This window comes from Bacillus sp. BPN334 (genome assembly GCF_008368885.1).
Lineage (GTDB): Bacteria > Bacillota > Bacilli > Bacillales > Bacillaceae_G > Bacillus_A > Bacillus_A wiedmannii.
Genome location: NZ_QOZW01000017.1, coordinates 12,793 through 37,633 on the forward strand (window position 1 = coordinate 12,793; position 24,841 = coordinate 37,633).

Annotated in this window: 27 protein-coding genes; 9 read left to right on the forward strand and 18 right to left on the reverse strand. The window is 33.4% G+C overall.

What is annotated here, in order from left to right:
* Nucleotides 1-240: 240 nt before the first annotated feature.
* The 4 genes from DN393_RS24485 to DN393_RS24500 all read left to right on the forward strand — a co-directional run bounded on the left by DN393_RS24485 (nucleotide 241) and on the right by DN393_RS24500 (nucleotide 2,569).
* On the forward strand, nucleotides 241-537 hold the full coding sequence (locus DN393_RS24485) for a hypothetical protein (protein WP_149174021.1): 297 nt from the start codon (nucleotides 241-243) through the stop codon (nucleotides 535-537).
* A gap of 1 nt (nucleotide 538) precedes the next feature.
* Nucleotides 539-724: a hypothetical protein gene (locus DN393_RS24490; protein WP_149174022.1), complete on the forward strand. Its 186-nt coding sequence runs from the start codon at nucleotides 539-541 to the stop codon at nucleotides 722-724.
* Nucleotides 725-828: 104 nt separating this feature from the next.
* Nucleotides 829-2,013 carry an FtsK/SpoIIIE domain-containing protein gene (locus DN393_RS24495; RefSeq protein ID WP_149174023.1) on the forward strand — a complete coding sequence of 395 codons (1,185 nt, stop codon included), beginning with the start codon at nucleotides 829-831 and terminating at the stop codon, nucleotides 2,011-2,013.
* The gene (locus DN393_RS24500) at nucleotides 1,952-2,569 is read left to right on the forward strand and encodes a replication-relaxation family protein (RefSeq protein ID WP_149174024.1); all 618 of its coding nucleotides are present in this window, start codon (nucleotides 1,952-1,954) and stop codon (nucleotides 2,567-2,569) included. The genes DN393_RS24495 and DN393_RS24500 overlap by 62 nt, the downstream gene beginning before the upstream one ends.
* 85 nt (nucleotides 2,570-2,654) lie before the next feature.
* On the opposite strand, the gene DN393_RS24505 is transcribed toward DN393_RS24500, so the two are convergent.
* Nucleotides 2,655-2,882: a helix-turn-helix domain-containing protein gene (locus DN393_RS24505; protein ID WP_149174025.1), complete on the reverse strand. Its 228-nt coding sequence runs from the start codon at nucleotides 2,880-2,882 to the stop codon at nucleotides 2,655-2,657.
* A 468-nt stretch (nucleotides 2,883-3,350) separates the two neighbouring features.
* Here DN393_RS24505 and DN393_RS24510 point away from each other — a divergent pair, with 468 nt between their 5' ends.
* Entirely contained in the window at nucleotides 3,351-4,622 is a 1,272-nt protein-coding gene (locus DN393_RS24510; RefSeq protein WP_149174026.1) for a Y-family DNA polymerase, read from the forward strand.
* A gap of 15 nt (nucleotides 4,623-4,637) precedes the next feature.
* On the forward strand, nucleotides 4,638-4,967 hold the full coding sequence (locus DN393_RS24515; protein WP_149174027.1) for a YolD-like family protein: 330 nt from the start codon (nucleotides 4,638-4,640) through the stop codon (nucleotides 4,965-4,967).
* Nucleotides 4,968-5,061: 94 nt separating this feature from the next.
* Here the strand turns inward: DN393_RS24515 and DN393_RS24520 are convergent, their stop codons facing one another.
* From DN393_RS24520 to DN393_RS24555, 6 genes are all read right to left on the reverse strand, one after another.
* On the reverse strand, nucleotides 5,062-5,298 hold the full coding sequence (locus DN393_RS24520) for a DUF2187 family protein (protein ID WP_149174028.1): 237 nt from the start codon (nucleotides 5,296-5,298) through the stop codon (nucleotides 5,062-5,064).
* A 25-nt stretch (nucleotides 5,299-5,323) separates the two neighbouring features.
* Nucleotides 5,324-5,563, reverse strand: a complete 240-nt coding sequence (locus DN393_RS24525) for a hypothetical protein (RefSeq protein WP_100063597.1) — start codon at nucleotides 5,561-5,563, stop codon at nucleotides 5,324-5,326.
* 26 nt (nucleotides 5,564-5,589) lie between these two features.
* On the reverse strand, nucleotides 5,590-5,829 hold the full coding sequence (locus DN393_RS24530; protein ID WP_149174029.1) for a hypothetical protein: 240 nt from the start codon (nucleotides 5,827-5,829) through the stop codon (nucleotides 5,590-5,592).
* 80 nt (nucleotides 5,830-5,909) lie between these two features.
* A complete protein-coding gene (locus tag DN393_RS24535) occupies nucleotides 5,910-6,203 on the reverse strand; it encodes a helix-turn-helix domain-containing protein (RefSeq protein WP_255449839.1) in 294 nt (97 codons plus the stop codon).
* A 65-nt stretch (nucleotides 6,204-6,268) separates the two neighbouring features.
* Nucleotides 6,269-8,149, reverse strand: coding sequence for a zinc-ribbon domain-containing protein (locus DN393_RS32210; protein ID WP_255449840.1), 1,881 nt, complete (start codon nucleotides 8,147-8,149; stop codon nucleotides 6,269-6,271).
* Between the two features lie 48 nt (nucleotides 8,150-8,197).
* Complete coding sequence (locus DN393_RS24555) at nucleotides 8,198-8,770, reverse strand: tyrosine-type recombinase/integrase (RefSeq protein ID WP_149174030.1); 573 nt, start codon at nucleotides 8,768-8,770, stop codon at nucleotides 8,198-8,200.
* Nucleotides 8,771-9,730: 960 nt separating this feature from the next.
* Here DN393_RS24555 and nrdI point away from each other — a divergent pair.
* Together nrdI and DN393_RS24575 are read left to right on the forward strand one after the other, a co-directional pair.
* Entirely contained in the window at nucleotides 9,731-10,084 is a 354-nt protein-coding gene (gene nrdI, locus DN393_RS24565; protein ID WP_016093919.1) for a class Ib ribonucleoside-diphosphate reductase assembly flavoprotein NrdI, read from the forward strand.
* Nucleotides 10,085-11,380: 1,296 nt separating this feature from the next.
* On the forward strand, nucleotides 11,381-11,578 hold the full coding sequence (locus DN393_RS24575; RefSeq protein ID WP_179958537.1) for a hypothetical protein: 198 nt from the start codon (nucleotides 11,381-11,383) through the stop codon (nucleotides 11,576-11,578).
* Between the two features lie 217 nt (nucleotides 11,579-11,795).
* Here DN393_RS24575 and DN393_RS24580 read toward each other — a convergent pair whose 3' ends face one another.
* The 3 genes from DN393_RS24580 to DN393_RS24590 form a co-directional block, all read right to left on the reverse strand.
* The gene (locus tag DN393_RS24580) at nucleotides 11,796-12,851 is read right to left on the reverse strand and encodes a hypothetical protein (RefSeq protein ID WP_149174032.1); all 1,056 of its coding nucleotides are present in this window, start codon (nucleotides 12,849-12,851) and stop codon (nucleotides 11,796-11,798) included.
* 688 nt (nucleotides 12,852-13,539) lie between these two features.
* Nucleotides 13,540-13,803, reverse strand: coding sequence for a hypothetical protein (locus DN393_RS24585; protein ID WP_149174033.1), 264 nt, complete (start codon nucleotides 13,801-13,803; stop codon nucleotides 13,540-13,542).
* A gap of 26 nt (nucleotides 13,804-13,829) precedes the next feature.
* Complete coding sequence (locus tag DN393_RS24590; protein WP_149174034.1) at nucleotides 13,830-14,018, reverse strand: hypothetical protein; 189 nt, start codon at nucleotides 14,016-14,018, stop codon at nucleotides 13,830-13,832.
* Between the two features lie 115 nt (nucleotides 14,019-14,133).
* Between DN393_RS24590 and DN393_RS31710 the strand changes: the two genes are divergently transcribed.
* Nucleotides 14,134-14,286 (forward strand): ribbon-helix-helix domain-containing protein, encoded by a 153-nt coding sequence (locus DN393_RS31710; protein WP_000290205.1) that lies wholly within the window; start codon nucleotides 14,134-14,136, stop codon nucleotides 14,284-14,286.
* A gap of 213 nt (nucleotides 14,287-14,499) precedes the next feature.
* On the opposite strand, the gene DN393_RS24595 is transcribed toward DN393_RS31710, so the two are convergent.
* The 8 genes from DN393_RS24595 to DN393_RS24630 form a co-directional block, all read right to left on the reverse strand.
* On the reverse strand, nucleotides 14,500-15,162 hold the full coding sequence (locus tag DN393_RS24595) for a restriction endonuclease (protein WP_149174035.1): 663 nt from the start codon (nucleotides 15,160-15,162) through the stop codon (nucleotides 14,500-14,502).
* Entirely contained in the window at nucleotides 15,155-16,132 is a 978-nt protein-coding gene (locus DN393_RS24600) for a DUF3991 and TOPRIM domain-containing protein (RefSeq protein WP_149174036.1), read from the reverse strand. Before DN393_RS24600 ends, DN393_RS24595 begins: the two co-directional genes overlap by 8 nt.
* Before the next feature lie 97 nt (nucleotides 16,133-16,229).
* The gene (locus DN393_RS24605; protein ID WP_149174037.1) at nucleotides 16,230-18,887 is read right to left on the reverse strand and encodes a type IA DNA topoisomerase; all 2,658 of its coding nucleotides are present in this window, start codon (nucleotides 18,885-18,887) and stop codon (nucleotides 16,230-16,232) included.
* Nucleotides 18,888-19,182: 295 nt separating this feature from the next.
* Nucleotides 19,183-22,416 carry an LPD25 domain-containing protein gene (locus tag DN393_RS24610; protein WP_149174038.1) on the reverse strand — a complete coding sequence of 1,078 codons (3,234 nt, stop codon included), beginning with the start codon at nucleotides 22,414-22,416 and terminating at the stop codon, nucleotides 19,183-19,185.
* The gene (locus tag DN393_RS24615) at nucleotides 22,409-22,684 is read right to left on the reverse strand and encodes a hypothetical protein (RefSeq protein WP_016093911.1); all 276 of its coding nucleotides are present in this window, start codon (nucleotides 22,682-22,684) and stop codon (nucleotides 22,409-22,411) included. The genes DN393_RS24610 and DN393_RS24615 overlap by 8 nt, the downstream gene beginning before the upstream one ends.
* Before the next feature lie 42 nt (nucleotides 22,685-22,726).
* Nucleotides 22,727-23,164: a hypothetical protein gene (locus tag DN393_RS24620; protein WP_088290975.1), complete on the reverse strand. Its 438-nt coding sequence runs from the start codon at nucleotides 23,162-23,164 to the stop codon at nucleotides 22,727-22,729.
* 3 nt (nucleotides 23,165-23,167) lie between these two features.
* A complete protein-coding gene (gene mobP2 / locus DN393_RS24625; RefSeq protein WP_149174039.1) occupies nucleotides 23,168-24,358 on the reverse strand; it encodes a MobP2 family relaxase in 1,191 nt (396 codons plus the stop codon).
* On the reverse strand, nucleotides 24,351-24,611 hold the full coding sequence (locus tag DN393_RS24630; RefSeq protein ID WP_002089984.1) for a hypothetical protein: 261 nt from the start codon (nucleotides 24,609-24,611) through the stop codon (nucleotides 24,351-24,353). The genes mobP2 and DN393_RS24630 overlap by 8 nt, the downstream gene beginning before the upstream one ends.
* Between the last annotated feature and the right edge of the window lie 230 nt (nucleotides 24,612-24,841).

Genomic DNA, 24,841 nt, shown 5'->3' on the forward strand with positions numbered 1-24,841 from the left:
GCGCAAGACTGTAGTGTAGTGAAATTTTTGGTTTGTTTGAACAGAATAATATAAATTTATCCAATTATAGTATAACATTTACAAAGTTTTTACAAAATGCATTTTTACATTTCGTTAATATTGAATAAAGTGAAATATTAATAATGTATTTTTGTACTTTTTTTAGGTACAAATTCAAAAAGTGGAGCTTTCATCATATTTATTAATGTTCCTAGAATTTTATATGGATGGTGAGGAAATATGAATCATTATCAAGTGTTATATAGTACTCCGTATCTTTATTCTTCAAATACGCTTAAACAAATGTATAACGAAACGAAGAAGGAAGAAAATGTTTGTGCTATAAGAGATCATATGTTGCGCCATGATGTTTACCTAGATCGGCAATACAAATATTATTATTATTTAAGTCAAAAAATCGAAGAAGATCTATATGGTGATGATTATCCAGTTTCATGGAATGAGTTGCTAGATGATTATCAATTATTTAGAGATCGTGAAGGCAAATTATCTATTAAACCGAGAGGATGGAACTAAAATGACCATCATTGGAGAATTAGGAATTGTTTATGCTGCTACTGGTGTATCAGTTTTAGCAATCAAATTATTGAAAAAGAAAGGTCTTTATCTTCCGGATTGGATGCTATATGCGGGTCTAAAATGCTTGTTGATCGGGAGCGTTTGGTATGTGCTATGTGATATTCTGGATGTATTTCTACGTTAGACTTTGACCTGGTAGTTAAGGATTGCTACTGCTATGCATATTGGTCATACTTTGTTCCTCTTCCACTTTTCCTCAACTACCTCCATATAAGGAGGTAAAGACATATGTTAGAGCTTTTAACAATTCCTATTGTTATGGTTACAACTGCTATTCTTAACAAAAATCATAAACAAAGTGATAAAAAAAAGATTGCAAGGTTTTTTGAAATCGCAAATATATGCGTAAAAGAAAAAAATAAGTTAGAGTATCCTAGGTTCAAGAGACAAGAAGAAACAGAAACAAACGTGGTCTATATATATGAGCTGCCATTAGGTGTACCATCGCAACTTATAAAAAAATTAGATGAGGTTATTGCTGAAGGATTAAATAAACCTGTTAGGATTCATTACAAATCACCATTCTTAAGGGTTCAGGTTTTTAAGGAAAACATTCCGAATAAATGGGAATGGAATCAAGATTTAATAAAGCCGGGAAGTTGGAAAGTGGCAATCGGAAAAACATTGGATAAAACTTTATATCATGATTTTGACCAAACTCCACATTTGCTTATGGGTGGTTTAACCAGAATGGGAAAAACAGTTTTTCTAAAAGTACTTGTTACCTCGTTAATCAAATCAAATCCCAATCATACTCATTTTTTTATTATAGATCTTAAAGAGGAAGGTTTAGAGTTTAGTGAATATCAAGATTTAAAGCAAGTTGTAGAGGTTGCTGATAGCCCCGAAAAAGCACATGAGGTATTAATGAAGGTTATGGCATTAATGCACCAGAGGGGCAAATACATGAAGGAAAACAGGATGAAAAATATTGTTGAAACAAAAGAAAAGGATCGCTATTTTGTAATAGTGGATGAAGGTGCGGTTTTGGCACCAGCAAAGGGCTTACCTAAACCTGTAAACAGGATGCTCGAAGAATGCCAGTATATGCTAAGTCACATATCACGAATCGGTGGAGCATTAGGTGTAAGATTAATACTGGCGACTCAATATCCAACTGTAATGTCTGTACCTTCTGTTGTGAAACAAATGAGTGATGCGAAGCTAGGTTTTCGCTTACCTACAACTGTAGCGTCACAAGTTGTGTTAGATGAGCCTGGATTGGAGAATTTGCCATCTTTACCAGGAAGAGCGTTATTTAAGACAGACCGTATATATGAATTACAAGTCCCTTATTTATCTGATGAAGTGATGAGAGAGCTTTTAAGCGAATATGAGGTGGTTAAACAGCATGAGACATCAGAAACTCAAACAGAAAGCACGACAAATCGAGATTTTATCGAGTTTAAATAAGCTGGAATTTGCTTCTAGGAGGCAATTGCAAGCTATTCATGCTTTAGGTAGTATTCGAAATGCAAATCGTATTTTGAAGGATCTACGGCAATATTGCCATGTTACCTCGCATAACCGGGAGTATGTTTATTATCTCAACAAAAAAGGTTGTGCCTTACTAGGATTAGAACCAAATGAACGAAAAAAGAAACATCAACTTGAACATATACTTTTAAGGAATGAAGCCTGGATGTGGCTTGGATTTCCCGATTGGAAAACAGAACAAGTTATAAAATTTAGATATCAAAATGAAGAAAAAGTAATTGTGCCAGATGCTTACTATCTAATAGATCAAGTACCACATTTTGTAGAAATTGATAGGCTACAGCATATGACGACCAATGAAGAAAAAATAAAATATTATGGTTTAATTGCAAAGCTATATAAAAAACAAAGTAATATCGTACCAAACATTTTATTTTTTACAATATCAGACTATCGTGAACAGAAGTTAGAGAGTTATGGAATAAAATATAATGTATATGTACGTACATTTCTCTTAAAGGAAGTTTTGTAGTTCATTCTTTGCAACTGAATTACAAAAAATATAGATTTTTGGCAACTAAATTGTTAAAAAGGACTACATAGTTTAGTAGCCCTTATTAAGTCCAGAAATCTGTATGATTAATATTTTCACCTGTTAACTTCCGTAATGTATTAATAAGCTTGTTTTGATTTTTAAATGAAGGATGAAAGGCATTCCCTTTACAAAGACGACTTAATGTACTTTTACTTACACCACTAACTTTTGAAACTTCTTCTTGCGTTAGATCATGACGATCTAAAAATTTGCCTAGCTTACTCCTGGGCTTTATAACAAACCATTCCAATTTCTTCACCTCTAGATAGGATTTTGTAGTAATAGTTTGTCCAAAAGTCCCATTGTTAAAACAGTTTCACTTTTAAGGAATGTATAGAAATATGTAAGCATAAGATATAGAAACTAATAAATTAAAAATATATGTAATAATTTCGGGGAATCTAGCATTCATATAAGTAGCTACAAGTTGCTGATACACTATTCTAATGGCAACTTGTTGCAAAGGGTATTCCTATAAAATTAAAAGCTTGAACCTATTGATACACAAGGGTTTAGGCTTTTTTAAATTTATGGAGCAATGAAAACAAGTTTAATAAATTAAGAGATATCATATTGTTGAGTCGTCGAATATTGAAGAATCATATATATAATTTCACGTACCATATTGATAATAAAAAAATATTTTCTAAATGGTTGTATAAGGCAAAACAATAGGTTTATAATAAGAACAAACGTTCTGTTCTTGGGGGCTAAAACGATGTTTGATTATTCAAAGTGTATGAATCGAATGATTTACTGCATTGATCTATGTTCATTTTTTGCTAGTTGTGCGTGTGTCATGAGAGGATTAGATCCATTAAAAGTAAAATTGGCTGTTGTTGGTGACGTAAATAGAAAAGGATCTATCGTGCTTGCTGCCACTCCCGAACTGAAAAAATTAGGCATTTCTACGGCAACCAGATTATATGAAATGCCAAAAGATCCAAATATAATTATCGTAAATGCAACAATGAGAAGATTTGTTGAAATTTCAAATCAAATCACAGAAATTTATACAAAGTATGTAGCATTAGAGGATCTACACGTTTATTCAATAGATGAATGCTTTTTAGACATGCAACAAACAGCGCACCTTTTCGGACGTGATCCAATTGTAATTGCTAAAAGAATTCAAAAAGAGATATATGATACAACGGGTATAACTGCATCTATTGGAATTGCACCAAACCTATTTCTCTCGAAGGTTGCTCTAGATGTGGAAAGTAAGCATTCAAGCTCTAGGATTGCCATGTGGTCATACGAGGATGTTTCGAAAAAATTATGGGAAATCAAGCCTCTACACAAAGTATGGGGAATCGGAACGGCTACTGAAGAGGCATTACACGGCATGGGGCTATTTTCCTTAAAGGATGTTGCAAAAACGCCTAAAGAGCATTTAATTAAGCGGTTTGGCAAAGTAAAAGGGGAAGAGTTATATCGCTTCTCATATGGTATTGATGAGAGTCGGATTGCAAATAAATACATTCCTAAAAGTACCTCTATAACAAAAGGACAAATATTGTTAGAAGACTGTTTTAGCCCCAAAAAATTAAAAATGCTTCTTCTAGAACAAATAGAAGAAACCTGTTTTCGCTTACGATCTATAGATAAATGCTGTCGTACGGTTGAGCTTTCTATAGGCTATAGCAAATACATCGGTGGAGGTTTTAAACGAGCGATTACCTTAGATCAACCGACATGTTTAACGGAGGATGTCTACGCTGCTTGTTTAAGCTTATTAAAAAAGTTTCACTCTGGTCATCCGGTGCGCCAAATACACATCACACTAAAGAATTTGACCAGGGACGATGCAATTCAAATGTCACTGTTCGAAGATACTTCCCAAAAAGATACTAAAAGGAAATTAGCAAAGACAATGGACGGAATCCGGCATAGATATGGTAAAAATTCAATTATGCGTGGGATTAGCTATATTAAAGGGGCTACACAAAGAGAAAGAAATGGAAAAATAGGTGGGCATAAAGCATAAGGAGGAATACAGATTATGATTGATAGAGGTATGATGCGTTGGGTTCCATTTTCAGCAATAAAAGAGCAATTTGAAGGATTACATGAATTGTATGAAAAACAAATCCATATCCCAATGCCAATTTTAGATGAACAAAAATTAGAACTTATAAATGAAATAGTGTGTTGTGCAATGGCTGAAAATAAGCAAGTAAGTATTTCATACCAAAAACAGAACAAGGTATATTCCGAAGTGGGTTATATTCATTACTACGATATGGTCTGTAATGAATTAAGATTTAGGAACCAACATGATAATGTACTATATATAAAAATTAATCATGTAACAGATATAAGATATACATAAGAAATAGAGTCCTTTATTATTAGGACTCTATTTTTATGATCGCTCATGTATTTTTTCATGAGATCCACACTTCTATTAGCAATTGTTTAAGATTTTAGGAAGCCTGGTTTTTACGAGAATGAATTTTTCTATACCGACCGTGTTTTACAACATGACGAACGTCTAATTCTTTATACCCCTTATTTTGGATAGTTTCTGAAACATCTACGATAATCGTGTTAGTTAAAATATTTACTACATAACCATTTAATTTTAAAGAAGGATTCTTGCGATCTGAAAATTGTACATAGTCACCAATTTTAATTGTTGGAACTGAAATAGTCTTTTCCATAAAAATACCTCCAAAATTTGTAATGTTATAAACTAACTTTCAAATTATTAAGTATGTTTTTTGTTTTTAAGAATTTATTCGCTTTTATATAAAGCTCGAAAAGTTCAGCGCTTAAAGTAACGGTCATATTATCCCTCATACATTTAAGGATTATGATATCTTGTTCTTCATGTTCAAACATTTTTGCATATCCTAATACTTGATATACCCGACCATTTTTTTTATGAACATAAAATTCTCCACGTTTTACTTTAGCTGCTTTCATATTTGTTCCTCCTCTGATTTTGAATTTTAAAACCCATAGAGAAATCCAGCAATCAAATATGTAGTAAATAGCATCGCTATAGCAATCCCAAACGTTCCGAAGAACCAAATTTGAGAATTAATACAGTCCTCAATCCCAAACCATTCACATAAGAATCTATAACTCTTTGAAGCACGTTGATTGAAACTTATATGCTCTGATTCCTTTGATGGATTCTGTGTTATAATGGAGTTACAATTGTTAATTTTAGATAAGGTATTTGTCAATAGAATCACCTTCCTATAGTTAATGATGTAGGAGAAAAAGTCCTGACTATCTGGCGGTGGTAAGGGCTTTTTCTTATTTGCTATTTACGGGTTAGTCTGTTCATGCCATTACGTGTGACTAACCAAACTTTCCCGCTTTTTCTTGCTTCATTCTCATAGAACTTTCCTCGGTTGCACCATTTATTAACAGTGTTTTCCGCAAGTCCCCATATATGTTCAGCTTCTCTTGTTGTATAAACGGAAAATAGAGCTTCCTCTAGTTCTCCATTTTTAATTTCATCCATTATTTGTAGTTGATCCCTCCTTTGCTTTCTTATATTTATTATAATGTCCATCCGTCTTGTTTGCAAGACAAAATCTGAAATATTAATCATTATTTAATCGACATGTTTTCGACAAATGAAAAAGCATCTAAATTAAATTAGATGCGAAATGTACTTTATTTTTCTAACTTATTTTTCCTTGAGCAATAAAGACAGCCACTACCATAGGCACGATTATTAACTGAAGTTTCCCATTCATGTCCTTCATTGCATTTCCACCATACTCTTTTACTTGAACTCCTCGTGACATCATAAGGAGTTAATGTTCCATTTTTAGTGGGATGCCATTCTTTAGCTAGGTCTGAATTTAATGTAGCTAGACAATTATCAATGCATATTTTTCTGTTAGTGCAATAAGGACATCCACTACCTTGTGCACGATTATGTACTTTAGTTTCCCATTCGTGTCCTTTCTCACACATCCACCATACTTTTGTATAACTTCCTACAATTACATCATAAGGAGTCAATATTCCATTTTTAGTAGGGTGCCATTGTTTAGCTAGTTCTGGATTCAATGTAGCTAAACAATTATCTATACATACTCTTTTGTTAGCACAATAAGGACAGCCTACTCCAGTTGTTCTGGAATATATAGCACTTTCCCATTCATGCCCTTTTTCACATTTCCACCATACCTTTAAGTGAGCCCCTTTTTTAAAATGTTCTGGTTTTAACTCGTTGTTTTTAGTGGGATGCCATTCTTTGACTAGTTGAGGATAATGAAATGCTATAGAGTTTTCAATGTTTTTTTTCTTAAATAATTTAGTGATCTCATATTTTTTATTTTCAGTATCAATATTAACCTTTTCACAACAGAGGTTATTATGTTGAAAAATAAGCTTGAATATTTCAGAAATGGCATTGTTTAATTCATTAAAACTTGGAGGATTTCCAACGGAAATATTTATTGTGGAATTATTGTTTATTCTTTGTAAGCCTTCTTCCCTAACTCGTATTAACAAAAAACCTTTTTGAGCAACATATTCACTTTTCTTTACATCTTGTTCATAGCGCTTTCTATGCCAATAGTATCCATCGTATTCAATTACAAACGATAGCTCACTATTAAAGATATCAAATTCTACGCCATCTTCTGTAAGATGTTGACTTAATGTATTTTTAAATCTTTTATTTATAAAATAGAAAATTGTTTGTTCTGGAAAAGAAGTTCTAGGTTTGCAAAAAGGACAATTTGTTCCTACAACTCTTTGATAAGCATTTGTTTTCCATTCATGCCCTTTTTCGCACATCCACCATACTTTTCTCCCCGATTTTGGAGTAACATCATTTGGAGTAAGTAATCCATTTTTAATTGGATGCCATTCTTTTGATATTTCCGGATGTACTTTAGCCAAACAGTTATCAATAGTAGCATTACGTCCTGAACAGTAGGGACAGCCCGTTTTTTTTCTTGTACGACTGTATACTGAAATTTTCCATTCATGTCCTTTCTTACATTTCCACCAAACCTTTCTTTCTGAACCAAAAGAAATTGTTGAAGGGTCTACAGATGTATTCTTTGATGGATGCCATTCTTTTAATAATTCCGGATGTGTAACCGTAATAGATTTCTCAAAAAGAGTCTTTTGTCCACAACAATACAGACAGCCAGAACCGTTTTTTGTACGATAACTTACTTTAGTTTCCCATTCGTGTCCTTCCTCACACATCCACCATACTTTTTTATAACTTCCTACAACTACATCATAAGGAGTCAATGTTCCATTTTTAGTAGGATGCCATTGTTTAGCTATCTCTGGATTCAATGTAGCAAGACAATTATCTATACAAGCTTTTTTATTGGAACAATACGGACATCCTCTTCCTTTGTGTCGATTCCATATAGGTGATTCCCATTCGTGTCCTTTCTCACATTTCCACCATGCTTTTTTATTGGAACCAACTGTAACATGAAAAGGAGTTAATTTTTCATTTTTAGTTTCATGCCACTGTTTAGCTAGTTCGGGGTTTCTTATTGCTAAGCTATTATCCATAAAGTCTTACCTCCTCTCTAGGGGGATATATCTCAGTTTAGAGTTAAATTAAATCCGGAATGTATCTAGTACATTATCTTTTTCTTCTTTATTAATACCGATGTATCTTAGTGTAATTTGTGGTGTACTATGATTCAATATTTCTTGTAACATAGCAATATCCTTTGTTTGCTTGTAAAACCAATATCCAAATGTTTTACGCATGGTATGAGTACCTAATGATTCTACCCCGGCAAAATCCCCAGCTTTTTGTAACTGTCGATATGCTTGAATTTTACTAATAGGTTTATCACCTTTTCGAGAAGGAAATAACCAGGTACTTTTTAGATCCTCAGCGTATGGAAATACTTCTTCAAAAATAGATGTAATATTTATGATACGCTCTTTTTTTGTTTTTCCTTCTTTTACTTTAAATTCTTTTCGTTTTTTTCGCTTCAGTTTTAAAATTTCATTTGTTTCCATTTTAAGTAAATCACTGACACGTAATCCTGTATTGATCCCAATAAGGAATAAAATGTAATCACGATCTGAACAATGACGTTTGAGTGACCATTTCATATCATTAAGCTGTTCAATACTCCGAATTGGTTGTACATCAATTAAATGTTGCTTTTTATCCATCTGTTTTTCAATCCCTTTATTTTCAATGATTTGAATGTATACTTTTTTTTCTTTTTTTATAATATCAATTAAAATGGATGAAAGTCAATGTTTACGGGGAAATGAATGTAAACTTTTGGCTAAAAGTTTACATTCGCTTTTTGAATCATTTATAGCTAATTTTGTAATAAATTTCTCAATATTGATATACTTGTTAATTATGGTTTTAATATTAAAAATTTACATAAAATAAATTATAATAAAAATATGATGGTTATCCTTTTGTTTACTCCTTGTGCTAAAGATAAGATCGTGTTCGCCGATCTTATCTTTTTTATTTGTGGATTTTTCATACAAAAAAAAGAATCCTTATGATAAGGATTCTGCAACAGGAAATAACAAAATATAAACACTTGTAGCTTTGGTATGCACGATAATTGATAAAGAAGAGAATCCACATCATATATTTATAAAAGATATTTTGCGTATTGAGCACCCGTAATAATTTTTTTCATAAATAAATTGAAGTTCCATAATAATAATCTTTTTCTATAATAGTTATCTTTTAGGACGTAACGAGGAACGAAAAAGTATGTATAATATTTAATAAAGTAAAATTGATAAATGTAATCGTTTTTTAGAACAGATTATCGTTTAATGTCTGTTCTTTTTTGCGTGATGCTGGAGAAATATAATCCTCCAGCATTTACTGTTTTATGACAAAAAATATTGTTAACTTTTTTAAAATGAGGTTAAATGCGTTGACACCTTTTTTGAAAAACACTTTATTGACATGAGTTTTAGAATGTTGTTTCATAGTCTTTGTATTGAAAAAAATCGACGGTCATGTCGAAAAGTAAAAGTTAAAAAAAGAAAGAATTTATACATATATCTTGTGTCTTATTTTGAAACGTAATACAATATATAGAGAATTCAAGAAACGACATACAGAGAATATAGATTGGAGAGGGAGGGTCGGAAATGTTAGTTGCATATGATTCTATGACAGGAAACGTGAAGCGTTTCATTCACAAATTAAATATGCCGGCCGTTCAAATTGATGAAGCTCTAGTATTAGATGAAGACTTTATTCTTATTACGTATACAACAGGTTTTGGCAATGTACCGGAACGTGTTTTAGACTTTTTAGAACGCAATAATGAAAAATTAAAAGGCGTATCTGCAAGCGGCAATCGTAATTGGGGAGACATGTTCGGTGCAAGTGCTGACAAAATTTCTAATAAATATGAAGTGCCTATTGTATCAAAATTTGAGTTATCTGGAACAAATAATGATGTAGAATATTTTAAAGAAAGGGTGCGTGAGATTGATTAAAAGAGATAAAATCTAAAATATGGACGTTTTTACACGCTTCTCGATTAACCTCCTGTTTTTGTCCGTAAAGAAGTAGAGGCATTATTTTACTCTGAACATATGTGCGCTTCTAGATCGGGTGTATTTCAATTGTACGGTATAATTAATATATGGGGTATTACCCTAATCAAAAAAAATAACCCTATACCAGGGTTGTCCGTAAAGAAGTAGAGGTATTGCATCTTACTTTAAACATATGTGTGCTCCTAGACCAGGTGTATTTCAATTATATGGTATGATTAATATATGGGGTATTACTTAACAAAAAAAACAACCCTATACCAGGGTTGTCCGTAAAGAAGTAGAGGTATTGCATCTTACTTTAAACATATGTGCGCTCCTAGACCAGGTGTATTTCAATTATATGGTATGATTAATATATGGGGTATTACTTAACAAAAAAAATAACCCTATACCAGGGTTGTCCGTAAAGAAGTAGAGGTATTGCATCTTACTTTAAACATATGTGCGCTCCTAGACCAGGTGTATTTCAATTATATGGTATGATTAATATATGGGGTATTACTTAACAAAAAAAAATAACCCTATACCAGGGGTTAGCTAAATTCAACATACTCAATATTGCAAATTAAGTACATATATATTTGTTTTTAAATATATTCAAAAATACTCTTTAGAAAAACTAGTTCTCTTAAGTGTTTTTTGTTTTGCTAAAATTCACGGGTGGCTCCCGTTTAATATAAATACTTTACATACGGAAAGGATGTATAAGACAATAATTCACTAACTTATGTAAGAACGTAGTCATTTAAAAATGAAAAACGAAAGGATAGATTAAAATGTTAACTACAAGTATAATTACATTTCTTCTTAAGAATGCAATCCCAGGACTGCTTCTTAATATATTCATAGTATTATGTCCCTCTTTGAATGCAGGGATTCCGATTACACCTTTTCTAATTTGGAAAAATGCAAGATTCCAAATTTCAGCTGTGATATTTTTTTTAACAGTAGTGTTACTTTTAAGTCTTTATGTGTATTTGAGTATGCCTGCTACGTTAATGATTCAACTTTTTTTATTTCTATGTCAATTTGGGTTATTTCTTTCGGGACAGCTGGCTGGCTATTTCCAAAAGAAAAGAGAAGAAAACACTAATAGTAACAAGTTAAGTGCTTAAGGTTGGCTGACCTTTTTGCAAGATTAACTCCTTCCTTGGCTGGGAAGGGGTTTTTACTTATATACTAATTATTCTACATAACCAATGTTATCATACACGTTAATAAATAACAATAATTATGTGTCACAGAATTGCATCAGAAATGTGTCACAGAATTGCACCAGAAATACGTCACAGAATTGCATCAGAAATGCGTCACAGAATTGCATCAGAAATGCGTCACAGAATTGCATCAGAAATGCGTCACAGAATTGCATCATTTTGTACTGAAGAAATTCTATTGATTGCTCTAGGAGTAATCCAAATTTGTGCTTAATTTAAGGAATTGGGCATTTTTGTCCCTCACCCGAATTCCAAACAGTTCTACTTTTCAATTGATAAACGTTATAGATTTACTATTAAGGGTAGCACTACATGCCCATCAAGCTAATGTTTTGAAGTACCTGGGGTTCGACCGAGATACTTGTAAAAGTAAGCCTATGACTCAAAATTACATGTATATCGGCTGTATCCTTATAATAGCTTTCTTTCAATTAATGCAATGATGACTTCTCTCTCTTTTCTCGCATATACACTGCAAATTGCATCATTTCTTCTTGGGTAAATTGTTTTCCTTCAATTGTCCCTTGTTTAGCCGTCCCAATAAATACTAAATCATCCCATTTGGAAAATGGTTCCTCTCCTTTAAAAACCATTTCACTATATCTTTTCCATTCCCCGTTAATGTTCACTACATTATATCTTCCCTCATTTGCTAAGAAACTCATTGCAAACATTTTATCAGAGTAATAGAAATCACATTCATTATTCGGATCTCTTAATTCTTTCCAGCTAATATTAGGCATTAATTCTTCTTCCGGAATCTCACGTTTCTCTGTTTCAATTAGCTCATAAGATGAAATTGGTAAATTTTCTAACTCATCATCATAAACTTCTTTCATTATCCAACAGTCTTTACTAGCGTCTGCTGCATAATATTGATACCATTCATTGTCATGCGTTTTAAACACATAAATAAATCTATTTGTAACTGTCTTACGATAAGTTTCAACGATATAACTATGATTAAAATTCCCTGTTTGGTCATATAGTGTGTCATCATTATGATAAGTTTCAGTTTCAACAAAAAGTTTCGTTTTCTGTCCCTCAATTATATATTCATAGCCGTCTACTACTGGAAAGTCTTCTGGATATTCATTCATACACTCTTTTTCTAATAAACAGTCCTTCACTTTGCTTATAGCTGCTTTTGGAATCTCTTTTAACTTTACGAACTCTTCAAATTCATTATTAATATCTATTCCATAAGGCTCTAATATTTGATGCAATTTTCTAGCAACCCTTGTTTCTTCGTAAATCATATATTCATACTCTTCAGGATTGAATTCTGTTACTAAAACATATCTATCCAATGGGTTGATCGTATACGTATTTACCCATTTATTAGGCTGATTGAAAACTCCGTGTGGGATTAAATATCCCCATAGCACCACATACTTCTGAAATTTCGCTTCTGGTACTACAAAATAGGATGAACCTTCGTTTGTTTCCCTTTCTAGTACACGTTTTCCACTGAATAATTTACGCATATACATACCCCCATGATTAGTACAATATAATAAAATATAAGGCTCATACTAAGTGTAATACTATCATATTTAAATTGAAATACTGCTTTTGATACATATTTCGCAAGAAATCTATCCAATACAAATAATACATTATCCATTTATCGGATAAATTCAACATAAAGTTAAATGTAGACTATTACTTTGGATTTTTATCTTTTATTAATTAATACGGTACGTGAAATTATTACATATTGTAATGAAAAAAGCCCCCATAGATCTTACACCTATGAGGGCTACCTAAGGGTATTTAGACTTTCGACTCCATTCTATTGTAACAGGCTTTCTCCATACATGAGAAACATAATGAACCAAAAACAGACGAACATAACAAGAACTTCTTTAAACCTTTGCTGAAAGGAAATACGACCTTCTTCCATTCTACATGCCCCTTTTCTCTACAACTTTTTATATGTTAAAATATAGAGGAAAGAAATCTGCTAATTTCTTTCCTCTACGGTCACTCAGACTTTTGCTCTTTGTTTGCTTTTGCAAATGAAGAGCTTTTATTTTACATACTTATACTTACTTTCTAACATCGCATAGCGCAATAGCTTTAACTTTGTCTCTTTTTTCAATGCTTTCCACTCAGATACACCAATTTTCATTTTTCATTCCTCCATTAATTAAATTTGTTATTTATATAGACTTATAAGTTCCAGTTATATATTTTTCTAATTTGTTTATCGCTAAATCCTTTATGAATAGCGAAGATTTCTGGAAAATCAGAGATACACAAATCAATAATTGTATTATCAGTTGTTCTTATATAGTAATATTGAACAGCTCCCTCATAATTCGAATATAAATAGTATTTATGAATTTTATAAGTTAATCCATTTTTCTCTAATACCTCATAAAGCTTATTTTTAGTTTCATCCATTACGTCAAAAATAGTTAACTGCTCCACTATTAACAGCTCCTCATTGCGTAAATTTACTAAACTAACTCTAAGAACAAGGTTGTTTCATTATGTTCATTGGTATGCACATTGAACTGTTTTCCCGTAGCTTCTAATGCACTAAAAAGCATTCTTTTATATCCTAGATCCATAAAATCTACACTTATTTGACCATGATTCATAATAAATTGAAGATCAGCCATGATCTTTTTAACTTTCCGTTCCATGTAATAACCTCCTCAATAAAGTTATATAACTTATATAACCATTCTATTACTCATTTTTCTGGTTGTCAATATAAGTTATATAACTTATAATATTTTTTATAGAGGAGGTTGTTATATGGCTGTTAATAAAGACAAGTACACTCAAATTTTAGTTACTTTTACAAAAGAACAAGTAGAACAAATAGAAAATTATTGGCATGAAAATAAGCTGAAGAATCGAAATGAAGCAATTCGTCAGATCGTAGACAAAGGGTTAAGTCGTAAATAATGACTGCCCTTTTTATTTTCCCTAAAAAACCTAAAAACGCATTTAAAGTCCGTTTCTCCCTTTACATACGTTTTTATGACAAATACGACTTATTATATTAACAACTAATTAAAAATCTCATACAATCAAATCTGAAGAGTCATTTTTGTGTTAAACTGATTTTTCTCATGTATTCTTTAAACAAATGAAAAAGAGCCGGATTTTCATCACAGCTCATGTATTAATTGGTTCTGTATGTGTACATGTAGGATATTGAGAACAACCAAAAAACTTATTTCCTGTTTTATTTGAATCACGAACCACTAAATCATGTTTACATGTTGGACATTTCCGTTCTGCAGGTGTTACCCCTTGATATACATCTTCAGCCGAATATTCGGGATTAATTTTATTAATCAATTTCTGAAGTTCTACACGATCTATTAGTTTTACATTACAAGCTTCCGCTAATTCCTTTGCTTGTCTTGTATATACACTGTTTGTTACAACCCAGCCCTCATGTGCTTTGTAATAGGCTTGTGCTGCATATATCTCTTGTACGGCACTGATGCCGACTCTATTTTTCATCCCGTAGCGTTTCGCCTGGATTACAATACGATTTTTTCCCTTTAATACAAGATCCGCTCCGAAATCATTTGACTGCTTTGTTACTGTTGGAGAATAACCCAACTCTCGAAAGAGAGCTTTTAGATATACTTCAAATTGATGTCCGTCCATTTTGTCTATATAGCGAATACCAGACCTTGCTATTCGCTTCAGTATTCTCCGCTCCTGGATCTTTCGGTACACAAATTTACAAATACGTAAAAGAACATAAATGATAAAACCGTAAATCAAAATCTGTAGTATGTTTGGCATAGATGGTATATTAGACACTTCTTTCCACCTCTTTGATTGGTTTCATTTTCTTTGGTTGTGCTGTTTCTTTTGGCTGTTGTTCATTCACTTGTTTCTTCCGGACATCGTTCCAATCTTTTTCATGCGTTGGGATATCCTCTTTAAGATCTACAAAGCATTTCATCGTCTGAATGAAGTCTTTCCCAGCCTTATCATTATCAACTGCCATAATGACCTCTTTAATATCGTGCCCTTCTTTTTTCGCATCCATTAAAGATTGAATCACCGTTTTTGACTTCAATCCATGCATAGAGACCAGGCGAGCGTTTTGTATTTTATTTTGCTTGATACTCCAATGTGATAACATGTCGATTGGATCTTCATAAAAATAAATCTTATCCGGTTTACCTACATCAACCGTAAAACCGGCATTGATTTTTTCATAATTCGGGACAATTTGCTTAAAACTACCCCTTTTATTCTCCATTTTGACCGTACCTTGACGGTTCATTCCAATGACTTGCCCTTTGCCTCCTTCTTCCCTCCATTTGAACACCACATTATTTTTCTTATCTTGGGCGATGAGATCCTTTTTAATTAGCCAATTCACTAAGCGAGGATCTATTTTCCGTTCATGAATTAGATATTCTTTAATCTCTGTTTGCTTATTTACTTCCAGGTGTTTGGGATAACTAAAAGGCTGCTGCTCTTTTTTGCGTTCCTCTTCAGCTTTTGAACGATCAAACTCTTTGTAATCCCCTTTATTGATGTCTAATACAGCTTGCGGAAATGTCATTTCATAGTACATCATCGCAAAGCTAATCGCTCCATAGCCCTTTTCGCCACGACTATTCCAGGCGTATTGATTCCCTTTAACGATGAGACTGTCATGTTCCGTATGACGGTAATAGTTTCCCTCTTTCTTAAACGTTTCTCCTTTTGCTTCCAGATATGAAATCAAGTCAACTTTTCTTGCTTTCATCGCATCCTCCGTACTGACATGTGCCATTACGGAATCCCCCCTTTACTCTATAAAATGAAATAAAAAAGAGGACTATTCCGTTTCCTAGTCCTCTTTTGCTACTTATAGTTGATACATTTCATTTTTATTTGCCGAATAAGAATTTTAATCGCTTCTCCTGTACGCTGTATGATAAACGAGCATCAAATTTCTTCCCGTTTTTGTTGGAGATAAACCCTTTGATCTGATCCGTTACATTCTTCTCTAATAATTTTTTCACATGGTTACTACTTAGATTTTTACCAGAGAATGTACCAAAAATAATGAAGTCACAGCCTTTTTTGTATTTCTCACATAAGTAGTTACTTTTCCCTACAAGAACTCTACTCTTACATAATGGACATTTGCCAATTGTACGATCTTCAGTCGTTGGAAAACGGAATTTCAAACTTCCGTCCGCTTCCATATATATAGCTGCTGTAAATTCTCCCTTTTCTCCTTGAAAGCCGTTGATAAAATCCGTTGTTTTATACTGAATTAACTTTTTCATCTGATTACCAGGGATTGCTTTCCCTTTCATCTTGGCTGGTAACATAAAATCACATCCATTTTTATGCTCCGTGCATCCATAAAACGTTTTACGATGAAGCATATCCCCTTTTTTACATTTTGGACATTTACCAAATGACAGCTCCTCTTGTGTTGGGAACTGAAATTTAACTTTCCCTTCATGTAACACTAGATAAGCGGAAAACTCCTTCTCATTGGACTTAAACCCTTTTAAAAGATCTGTTTTCTTATCCTCAAACAGCTTTTTCGCTTGCGCTTCCGGAATCGCTTTTTCTTTAATTTTTTTCGGTAAGGAGATTTCACATTCTGGATAATTACTGCACCCATAAAAATTGCCTTTATGAAGGATTTTTCCTTTTCTACAAGGGCATTTACACACCTCAATTTGCTGATTCCAAGTATTAATAATGCTATCCGACACTTTATCATCCATTGCGCCTAATTGTTCCACTGTATCTTTTACAAACGTATTTGTTTTCTCTACAAATTCCTCATATTTCATTTCTTTCTTTTCGATCATGTAGATCATCCCTTCCATTTCAGCCGTATAAGCTGGATTTTTGATTTCATCTACCGGAAAAGCATCTATAAACGCACGACCAATATTAGTGGTTCGAATCTGACTGTTGGTAACATCAATATAGCTTCGCTCTAACAGTTTCGGAATAAACGTTTCTTCCGTAGCGACTGTCCCAATCCGTTTTCCCTTCATAAGTTCTTTCAAATGTTCATCATCCAATTTACGTCCTGCCGTCTCCATAAAGGTTAAAATGGAACTTTCCGTATGAAAGGCTGGTTTCTTTGTTCGAGACTCAATCAAGTCATACTGAACGATTCTGAAAGAATCTCCTTCTCGTAAAATAGGTATCTGAAATGCTTCAACTGATCCCTCTTCTATATCCTCTTGAAACACACTTAGAAACCCTTTCTCTTGTAGGATCTTTTCTTTTGTACTGTATGTGTTGCCCTCTTGATCTATAAAATGCACTTCTCTTACCAGGTAGATTGCTGGTTTCATAAAATTCCCGATAAATCGTTTTACAATTAAGTCATATAACTGTTTTTCTAATGGATTTCGGTTGGTCCCGACATATAATTTTGTTGTTGGGATGATGGCAAAGTGACTACTGACTAACTCATCATTAAATGTAGTGTGTTTTTTTGTAATAGAAGATGGGGCTACTTGTTGTACGAGATTTGCATACGAGCTTTTTTCTAATGCTGCCATTACTTCCTTCACTCGTTCCACTTGCTCTGTAGGTAAATGCCTGGATGAAGAACGAGGATAAGTAATAAAGCCTTCTTCATACAAACTCTGAATATATTTTTTTGCTGTTTCTGCATTTATCTTCATCTTAGCGTGAGCATCTTTGTAGATATCCGTTAAGTTATATAATAATTTTGGTTTCTTTTTTCTCGTACTTTCTTTAAATTCCGTTACGATTACATTCGTTTCTTTCAAGCTATCTCCAAGCTTTTGTAGTGGCGATGGATCTATCAGTTGCTCTTCGGTTTTCATTACTGGTGATAAACCATTTTCCGTTAGTAGCTTTAAATTGTAATAGGTTTGTTCTTTATAGTTTTGGATAGCAATTTCCCTTTGACGGATTTCATTCAAGATACACATTTGAACACGACCAGAAGCCAATAAGAATTGGTTTCTTGCTAGTTTTGATGTACAGCCCCTTGTAACATTAATTCCTAGAATATAGTCCAGGTATTGCCGTGCTTTAGCGGATTGTGCAAGCCCGTCATAGTCTGTTCCTGGTTCTAATCGGTTCAAGGCTCCCTCTAGTTCTGCGGCTTCATAAGAAGAGATAAATAGGCGTGATTCTCGCTTGTTAGCACCTGCATATTCATATAATTCACGATAGATAAGCTCGCCCTCTCTATCTGCATCACAGGAGTTGACCACATGTTCTACATCGGGACGATTCAACAACTTAACTAATATTTGAATTTGTTCGAGACTATCCGATTTCTCTTTATATTCCGGCTCTAAAATAATAGGCAAGTGATCAAATTTAAATTCTTTGTATCTCTCGTCCATCTCCTCCGGATGTTTTAGTTCTAATAAATGCCCCCGGCACCAACTAATAATGTAATTTTCATTTTCATAGTAGCCATAATACGGCTTGCTTCCTGGATGCTTTTGCGAGTTTCTAAATCTAGGTGATTTTAATAATTCAACAGCTACCTTCGGCTTTTCTGCAATAAATAATGTTTTCCCCATAAGTAGTACCTCCTATTAATCTATAATTTCAGTTTTACGCTTCCATTTCTTGTTTCTCCGCTTTTTTATCATTCTGTGACTAAATAATAGAAACATGTTCAAAAAGACCGCTACAAGGAACATACAGCCTGCAAACAGCCATATATTCATAACATTCACTCCTTTCGTTCTATAAATAAGAAAGAGGGCTTTTCCTTTTACCCTCTTTCATTTCTAGATATAAAAAAATCACTTTCCGTTTCCTCAATTGAGTAACAAAAAATGATTTAATCTGGTTTTCCTGCTATACAATTTTTCATCGTTCCATTTCCATTGTTTCTTTTTTTCTACTCGATTTCTTTGTAGCCTTTGACTGCTCTACATTACCAGGCTCTGGCTCCTTGTCTTTTTCTTTATGATTCGTTTGTTTTCCGTTCAATGGCTGAAATTTTTTATCAAAATCCATTTCCTTTGAAGATGTAGACTGATTGATCGTTATTCCTTCTTTCCCAATCTTCTCATCCACCTGGTTTTCTAATTTCACTACGTGTTCCTGGCTTACCAGCTCATTATCAATCGAAACATACTTTGTTGTATAATACCGCTCTTCAGCTTTTACACGAGTAACAATACTATCAATATTATCTGGTGTTTCTTCATATTGTGAACGTCTGTATGCTTCGTATTTCCGGCTTAAATCCTTATCTAACGTAGTTGGCTCTTTTTCTTTTGAAGGCTGAATTTGTTGATCTAAAGAGGCAATAGGTGCATAGCCCTCTTTCTTCATTTCTTTATACAATTCCACTTCTTTTTCACTAAATGAAGGATCTTTTTGTTCCTCTGCCTTATCAACTAAAATTCCATATCGTTCATCTTTTACGATTTCATCCAGGCTCATATTCGCATCCTTTTCATGAATTACAAATGATTGATTCCCTTTTCCATCAAAAATAGAGTCTTGAACTTTTTCATATAAATCTGATTTCAAAATATTATCCAAATAGACATTTTCTCGTTCTCCATTTTTCTCCATTAAGGAAACATATAAATCTTCTGGATTTGTTTTATCTCCGTTCCATACCGATAAATAATTAATATCTTTCGTAACGCCATCCATCATGTGGATTCTTGCAACTTCTTCATCTTGCATATCATTTGCTAATACTTCAATTGTAACTAAGTGATTGGGTGTGTCTTTCGATTTTTCTAATGTACTTTCCTGTGCTTTTTCCATCGGTATTTCTTTGTTATTTCTATGATTCACTACCTCATCTCGTAACGATTGTTTCACTTCATCCGATAGATACCTTTTCTCGTTTAATACTTGTTCATACGGTGTCTTGTAGTCCCCATCTCCCATATTCATACGATCCATACTCACAAGCTCCATTCTCCCAAAATCCCTATCAACTTCTTTTGGAATGGCAATATGATAACGAGCTTGATCGTAAGGGATAGTTTGACCTCTTTCTTTAGCTTCTTCTCTTGCTTTTTCAATACTTAAAATAGCTTCAGCCATTTTTTCATTGGCTTCTCCAAATGGGATCAGTTGATTACTCTTAAAATTTTCGTTGTCGCTCCATTGAACTAGCATAGTTGGTCGATTAATTTCATTCTGATTTAGTGCTGCATACTTTTCTTGATTTGCTTCGTTAAATGCATCAATAAATTCTTTATCACTCAATTTTTCTGCACCTTCTACAGGTTCAAACGCTCGATTTCTATCTGCTTGTTCCCTTAACTCTGCAACAGAGACAAGTTCTTGTGTCGTGTTACTTAAACTCATGTATTCCACCAATAAGATATTTTTTTCATCCTGTTTTTCATTTACAAGACTAGGTTGATCGTTTTTTTCTAGTCCAATTGGTGCAAGTATTTTTTCTTCTAGATGTTCATATTCAATCGTTGTATAATACCCATCCTCTTTATCTAGACCTTTAAAACTTGCCTCTTCTGCTACTGTATATCCATGACCCTCAACATGAAAAACTTCTTCATTTTGCTGTAATGGCTTACCTGTTTCTTGGCAATAAATCACTTCTGATTCGTCTTTTGGATATAGTCCTTTATATTCAATATCATTATTCATTACTTCTTTATGCGCTGTTGAAATTCGGTGATTAATTACATTCAAAGCTAGGCTCACTGAATTTTGAAACCAAAAATCCTTATGGTTTTCTTTCACATACTCATTGACACAATCGACTTTTAAACTCTTTTCACGATCTAACGAAACCCTAGCAAGTGGTATATCATTGAAACTATCTCCTAACAAATCAGCTTCATAATATGGCTCTAACGTATCTGTAATTTTTTTAAGTGTATTTTGTTCTCTGTTTGTACCAAATTCATAAACGATCTGTTCCATCTCCCTTAAATTCAAACGAACATTAGGGTTTATTTCTTCTAATACACGACTATCTTCTGAAAGTTGAATTTCATAGTTTTCCCAATGTTTTTCAAAATTTAATCCTAGCCTTTCATCAATAAGTCGCTGTGCATTTTGTTGAATGCCTGTTAAAATTTCGAAATTGTCTCTTACATTTCCATCTTTATTTTCAGACACTTGTTTTGCCATATGATCTACTCCTTTTTCGTTTGTTTTTTCTTTTTCCAACGTGCTTTCAATTGTTTCGATAAATTCAATTGAAGTTTCATGTACTTCTTTCAACAACTTCGTTTTATCTTTCATTTCTTTTCCTTGTGTCCAGCTTGCTAAATACCCTAAGGAATATTCGCTCGTATCAATCCCAAAATAAGAAGAAACTGTATAAGCTGTCATTTCTGCTTGAAACTCTTTCTCTGGTGCTGTGTAATTCATATGTGTCTCTGCTGTATGAAGTTTAGCGTGTGCCAATTCGTGAAGAAGTGTTTTTACATTTTGTAATTCACTGTTTCTAGGATTCAAAGCAACCTCTTTTGTTAGGGGATAGCTCACACCTTTTGCAACACCCAGTTCTGATTTTGGCGCAATAATTTTCACACCGTTTTTTTCCGCAATGGCTTCCATTCCTTTATACAAACTCTGGTAATCTGTAACGCTCCCTTCTAGCCAACGATTCGGAAAAATACGAGGAAGATCTTCCGCTTTTGCGTTTGTTTGGGACACATCAAACACATGACCGACAGCAAAATATAAGCGACCAGGTATCACTTCTACGCTTTTAGATTCGATTTGTTTTTTCTCTTCCTCACTTGCTTTAGTTATTGTTTTCCATGTGCCTTCTTTGTCTTTGAATTTTGCTATAGTTCTGTTTGGAACAAGGATTTTAATTCCTTTCTCGCCCTTCTTAACCGGAAATCCTTTTTCTTTCCAAAAAGAAAAGGAACCCACTGCCCTGGCTCCCTCGAATTGACTCTGTATTAATGAAATATTAGATGGTGAATAGTGATAAAACTTTGCCATAAACGATAAATAATCTTTCAAATCTCCTGGTGTACGAAAATAACCTTCTATACTTTTTTCCATCTTTTTTGTTAAAGCTTGCACCGCTTCTTTCTTTTCTTCTGGTGATTTTGTTTGATACTTTTTCTTATAACTTTTACTCATGATCTTCTCCTACTCTTTCACTCGCTCTTTGCAATTCCTCCATTTCTTCTTCATTCCATCTCTCAGCTGTATCAAAGAAAAGCTCATGAGTTTTTACATTAACCGGAACTAACATATTTTCTTGATTCATGACATGGATTGCTAGTTCTCTCACTTGTTCTCTTGTAATTTTAATTGTTAGTTCTTCCTCTTTTACAAGTAACACAATTTCATCTTCTCCAATTTCTTTAATGACTCCTAATGCGATATCTTCACGAAATAATAACATCTAAATAACCTCCTGTTTTTTTATAAAAAGAAACAATGTAGCTTACGTTACATTGTTCTTTGATGCCTCATGATCTAAACGTTTTTGTCGTGCATTACTGATGCGTTCCGCTACGACTTCTTTTGCTATCTTCACACTTCCCATCTCTTGTTTATCAGTCGTAATAATGCTATCTACGCTCTCTAAAAAGAAATAACCATTTAATAACTCAATTAAAACTTGTGTATTTCTATCCGCACTATTTGCACCGAGACGAATTTTTGTTAATTCACTTTTCAACACATCGTGTAGATTTTTTGATACAATTTCGGAAATATAATTCAATGACCATTCTGTACTTTTTGATGCTTGATGCTCCATACAAATTTTCGATATAGCATCCCCTGGATGTGTAATATTATTTTCATCCATATAGTCTTGAATGTATTGATGCACATCTTCACTCAACGATAACTTCATTCGAATTTTTTCATTGCCCATGATCTAACCCCTTTCATTTTCATATGCATTTTCCCTTTGCATACGCTCATAATACTTTTGGTTCTTCCAGCTTTCATATTCACTTTTAAAAGCACGTTCCACTTTTCTCATAGAATACTGAATAGATACATTCTGTTGAAATTTTTGAAACGGCTTTGATTTTTTCATGTGATGGATTCTCTTTTGTTCTTTATCATGTGCCTTCATTTCTTGTAAAAAGGCGTTACCCATTCTTTTATACAAGTCATTAATTTTATTCGTCTTGTAATTTTCATATTGCTTCTTATCATACTTGCCTTCCCCATATGCTTCTTTAAAAACTTGCACTTCTTTATCTAACTTTTTGAGAAATTGTTCGTAATCTTTTTTATGATGATGTTGAATATACCGACTGCTTAATTCATCAATTTCCGGCTTTAATGGTTGAATTGTATTGTAGCTATATTGCCACTGTCTTTTATCACTTGGTAACTGTTTATAGATTTGTAAAAACAACGGTTTCAGATGTTGATTGCGCCAATCAAAAACAGAATCCTCTTTTTTACTTCCCACCATATTGTTTCGAATTAGATCATTAATTTGTTTTTGCTCCTGCTTACGATCTAACAGATTATTTACGACTTTCCCCTTCATCGCATCTAATGTTTTTGGCTTTCTTTTACCACGTTCTCTCGTTGGAAACGGTTCAACAGTTGCTACATGAATATGAATATTATCCGTATTAAAGTGAATGGCTGCCGACCAGATAGAGCTTTTTTCCAACCCCTCTCTTTTTTGCATTTCCTTCATTGCAAGCCGTGTTACATCCATTAACTTTTTTTCATCCAACGTCTTTGTTTTTGCATCATAAATGCCTTGTTCCTCTAGCCAAGGGTTATGAAAAGAAATGACATCTTGCCACATGATACTTCCATTCTCATGAGCGGTTTTAAACATTTCCTTTAAGGACTTTTTTTCATTTTCTGTTAAACGATTTGCGTGTTCCGTAAATAGTGCCGATGTCTTTTCTGAATTCCCCATATAGTCTTGATACGTTTCGAACATTTTCGGATTCAGCTTCACTTCACTTTTCGCTTCCTCTCGATCCACATAGTCAATATAGTTCTGAAACGCATCGGAACTTGCTAACACAAATTTCGTTTTTAAAACAACACCCGGTGTGATTGATGATTGAACAGGAACGGCATTACTCATTTTCAACATCCTGCATCATCATTTGAATAAAGCCATTCATTTTTTCCATTGCGCTATAACAATCACTCATCATATGGATGTTCTTTTCAATGAGATTTTCTAATTCCATTTCCCTTTTATTTTGTTGCTGAAAAAATGCCAACATTTCAATTTGAGCTTTCAAAAACTTTTGTCTGGATATTCCCTTTTCCTTTGCAATTTCATCTATTTTCTTTAAGGCAACTGGATCTATATCTCTTATTTTTAGATGCACAATTTCCGCTCCTTTCTGCAATTGTGGGTAGAGAACCAAAAATAGCGAGAAGAGCATAAGGGGTTTCTGCCCCCACCCAAGGTGTGGGGCTAGGCGGAGCCTAGCGAAACGGTGGGGGCAAGAAAAGAAGTTGAATGTCCCCATTACGTCCCTATCTTTATTATTAATGTCTCCACCACGTCCCGTTATTTTTTCTAAATGTCCCCTTCACGTCCCCTCTTTTCGCCTCA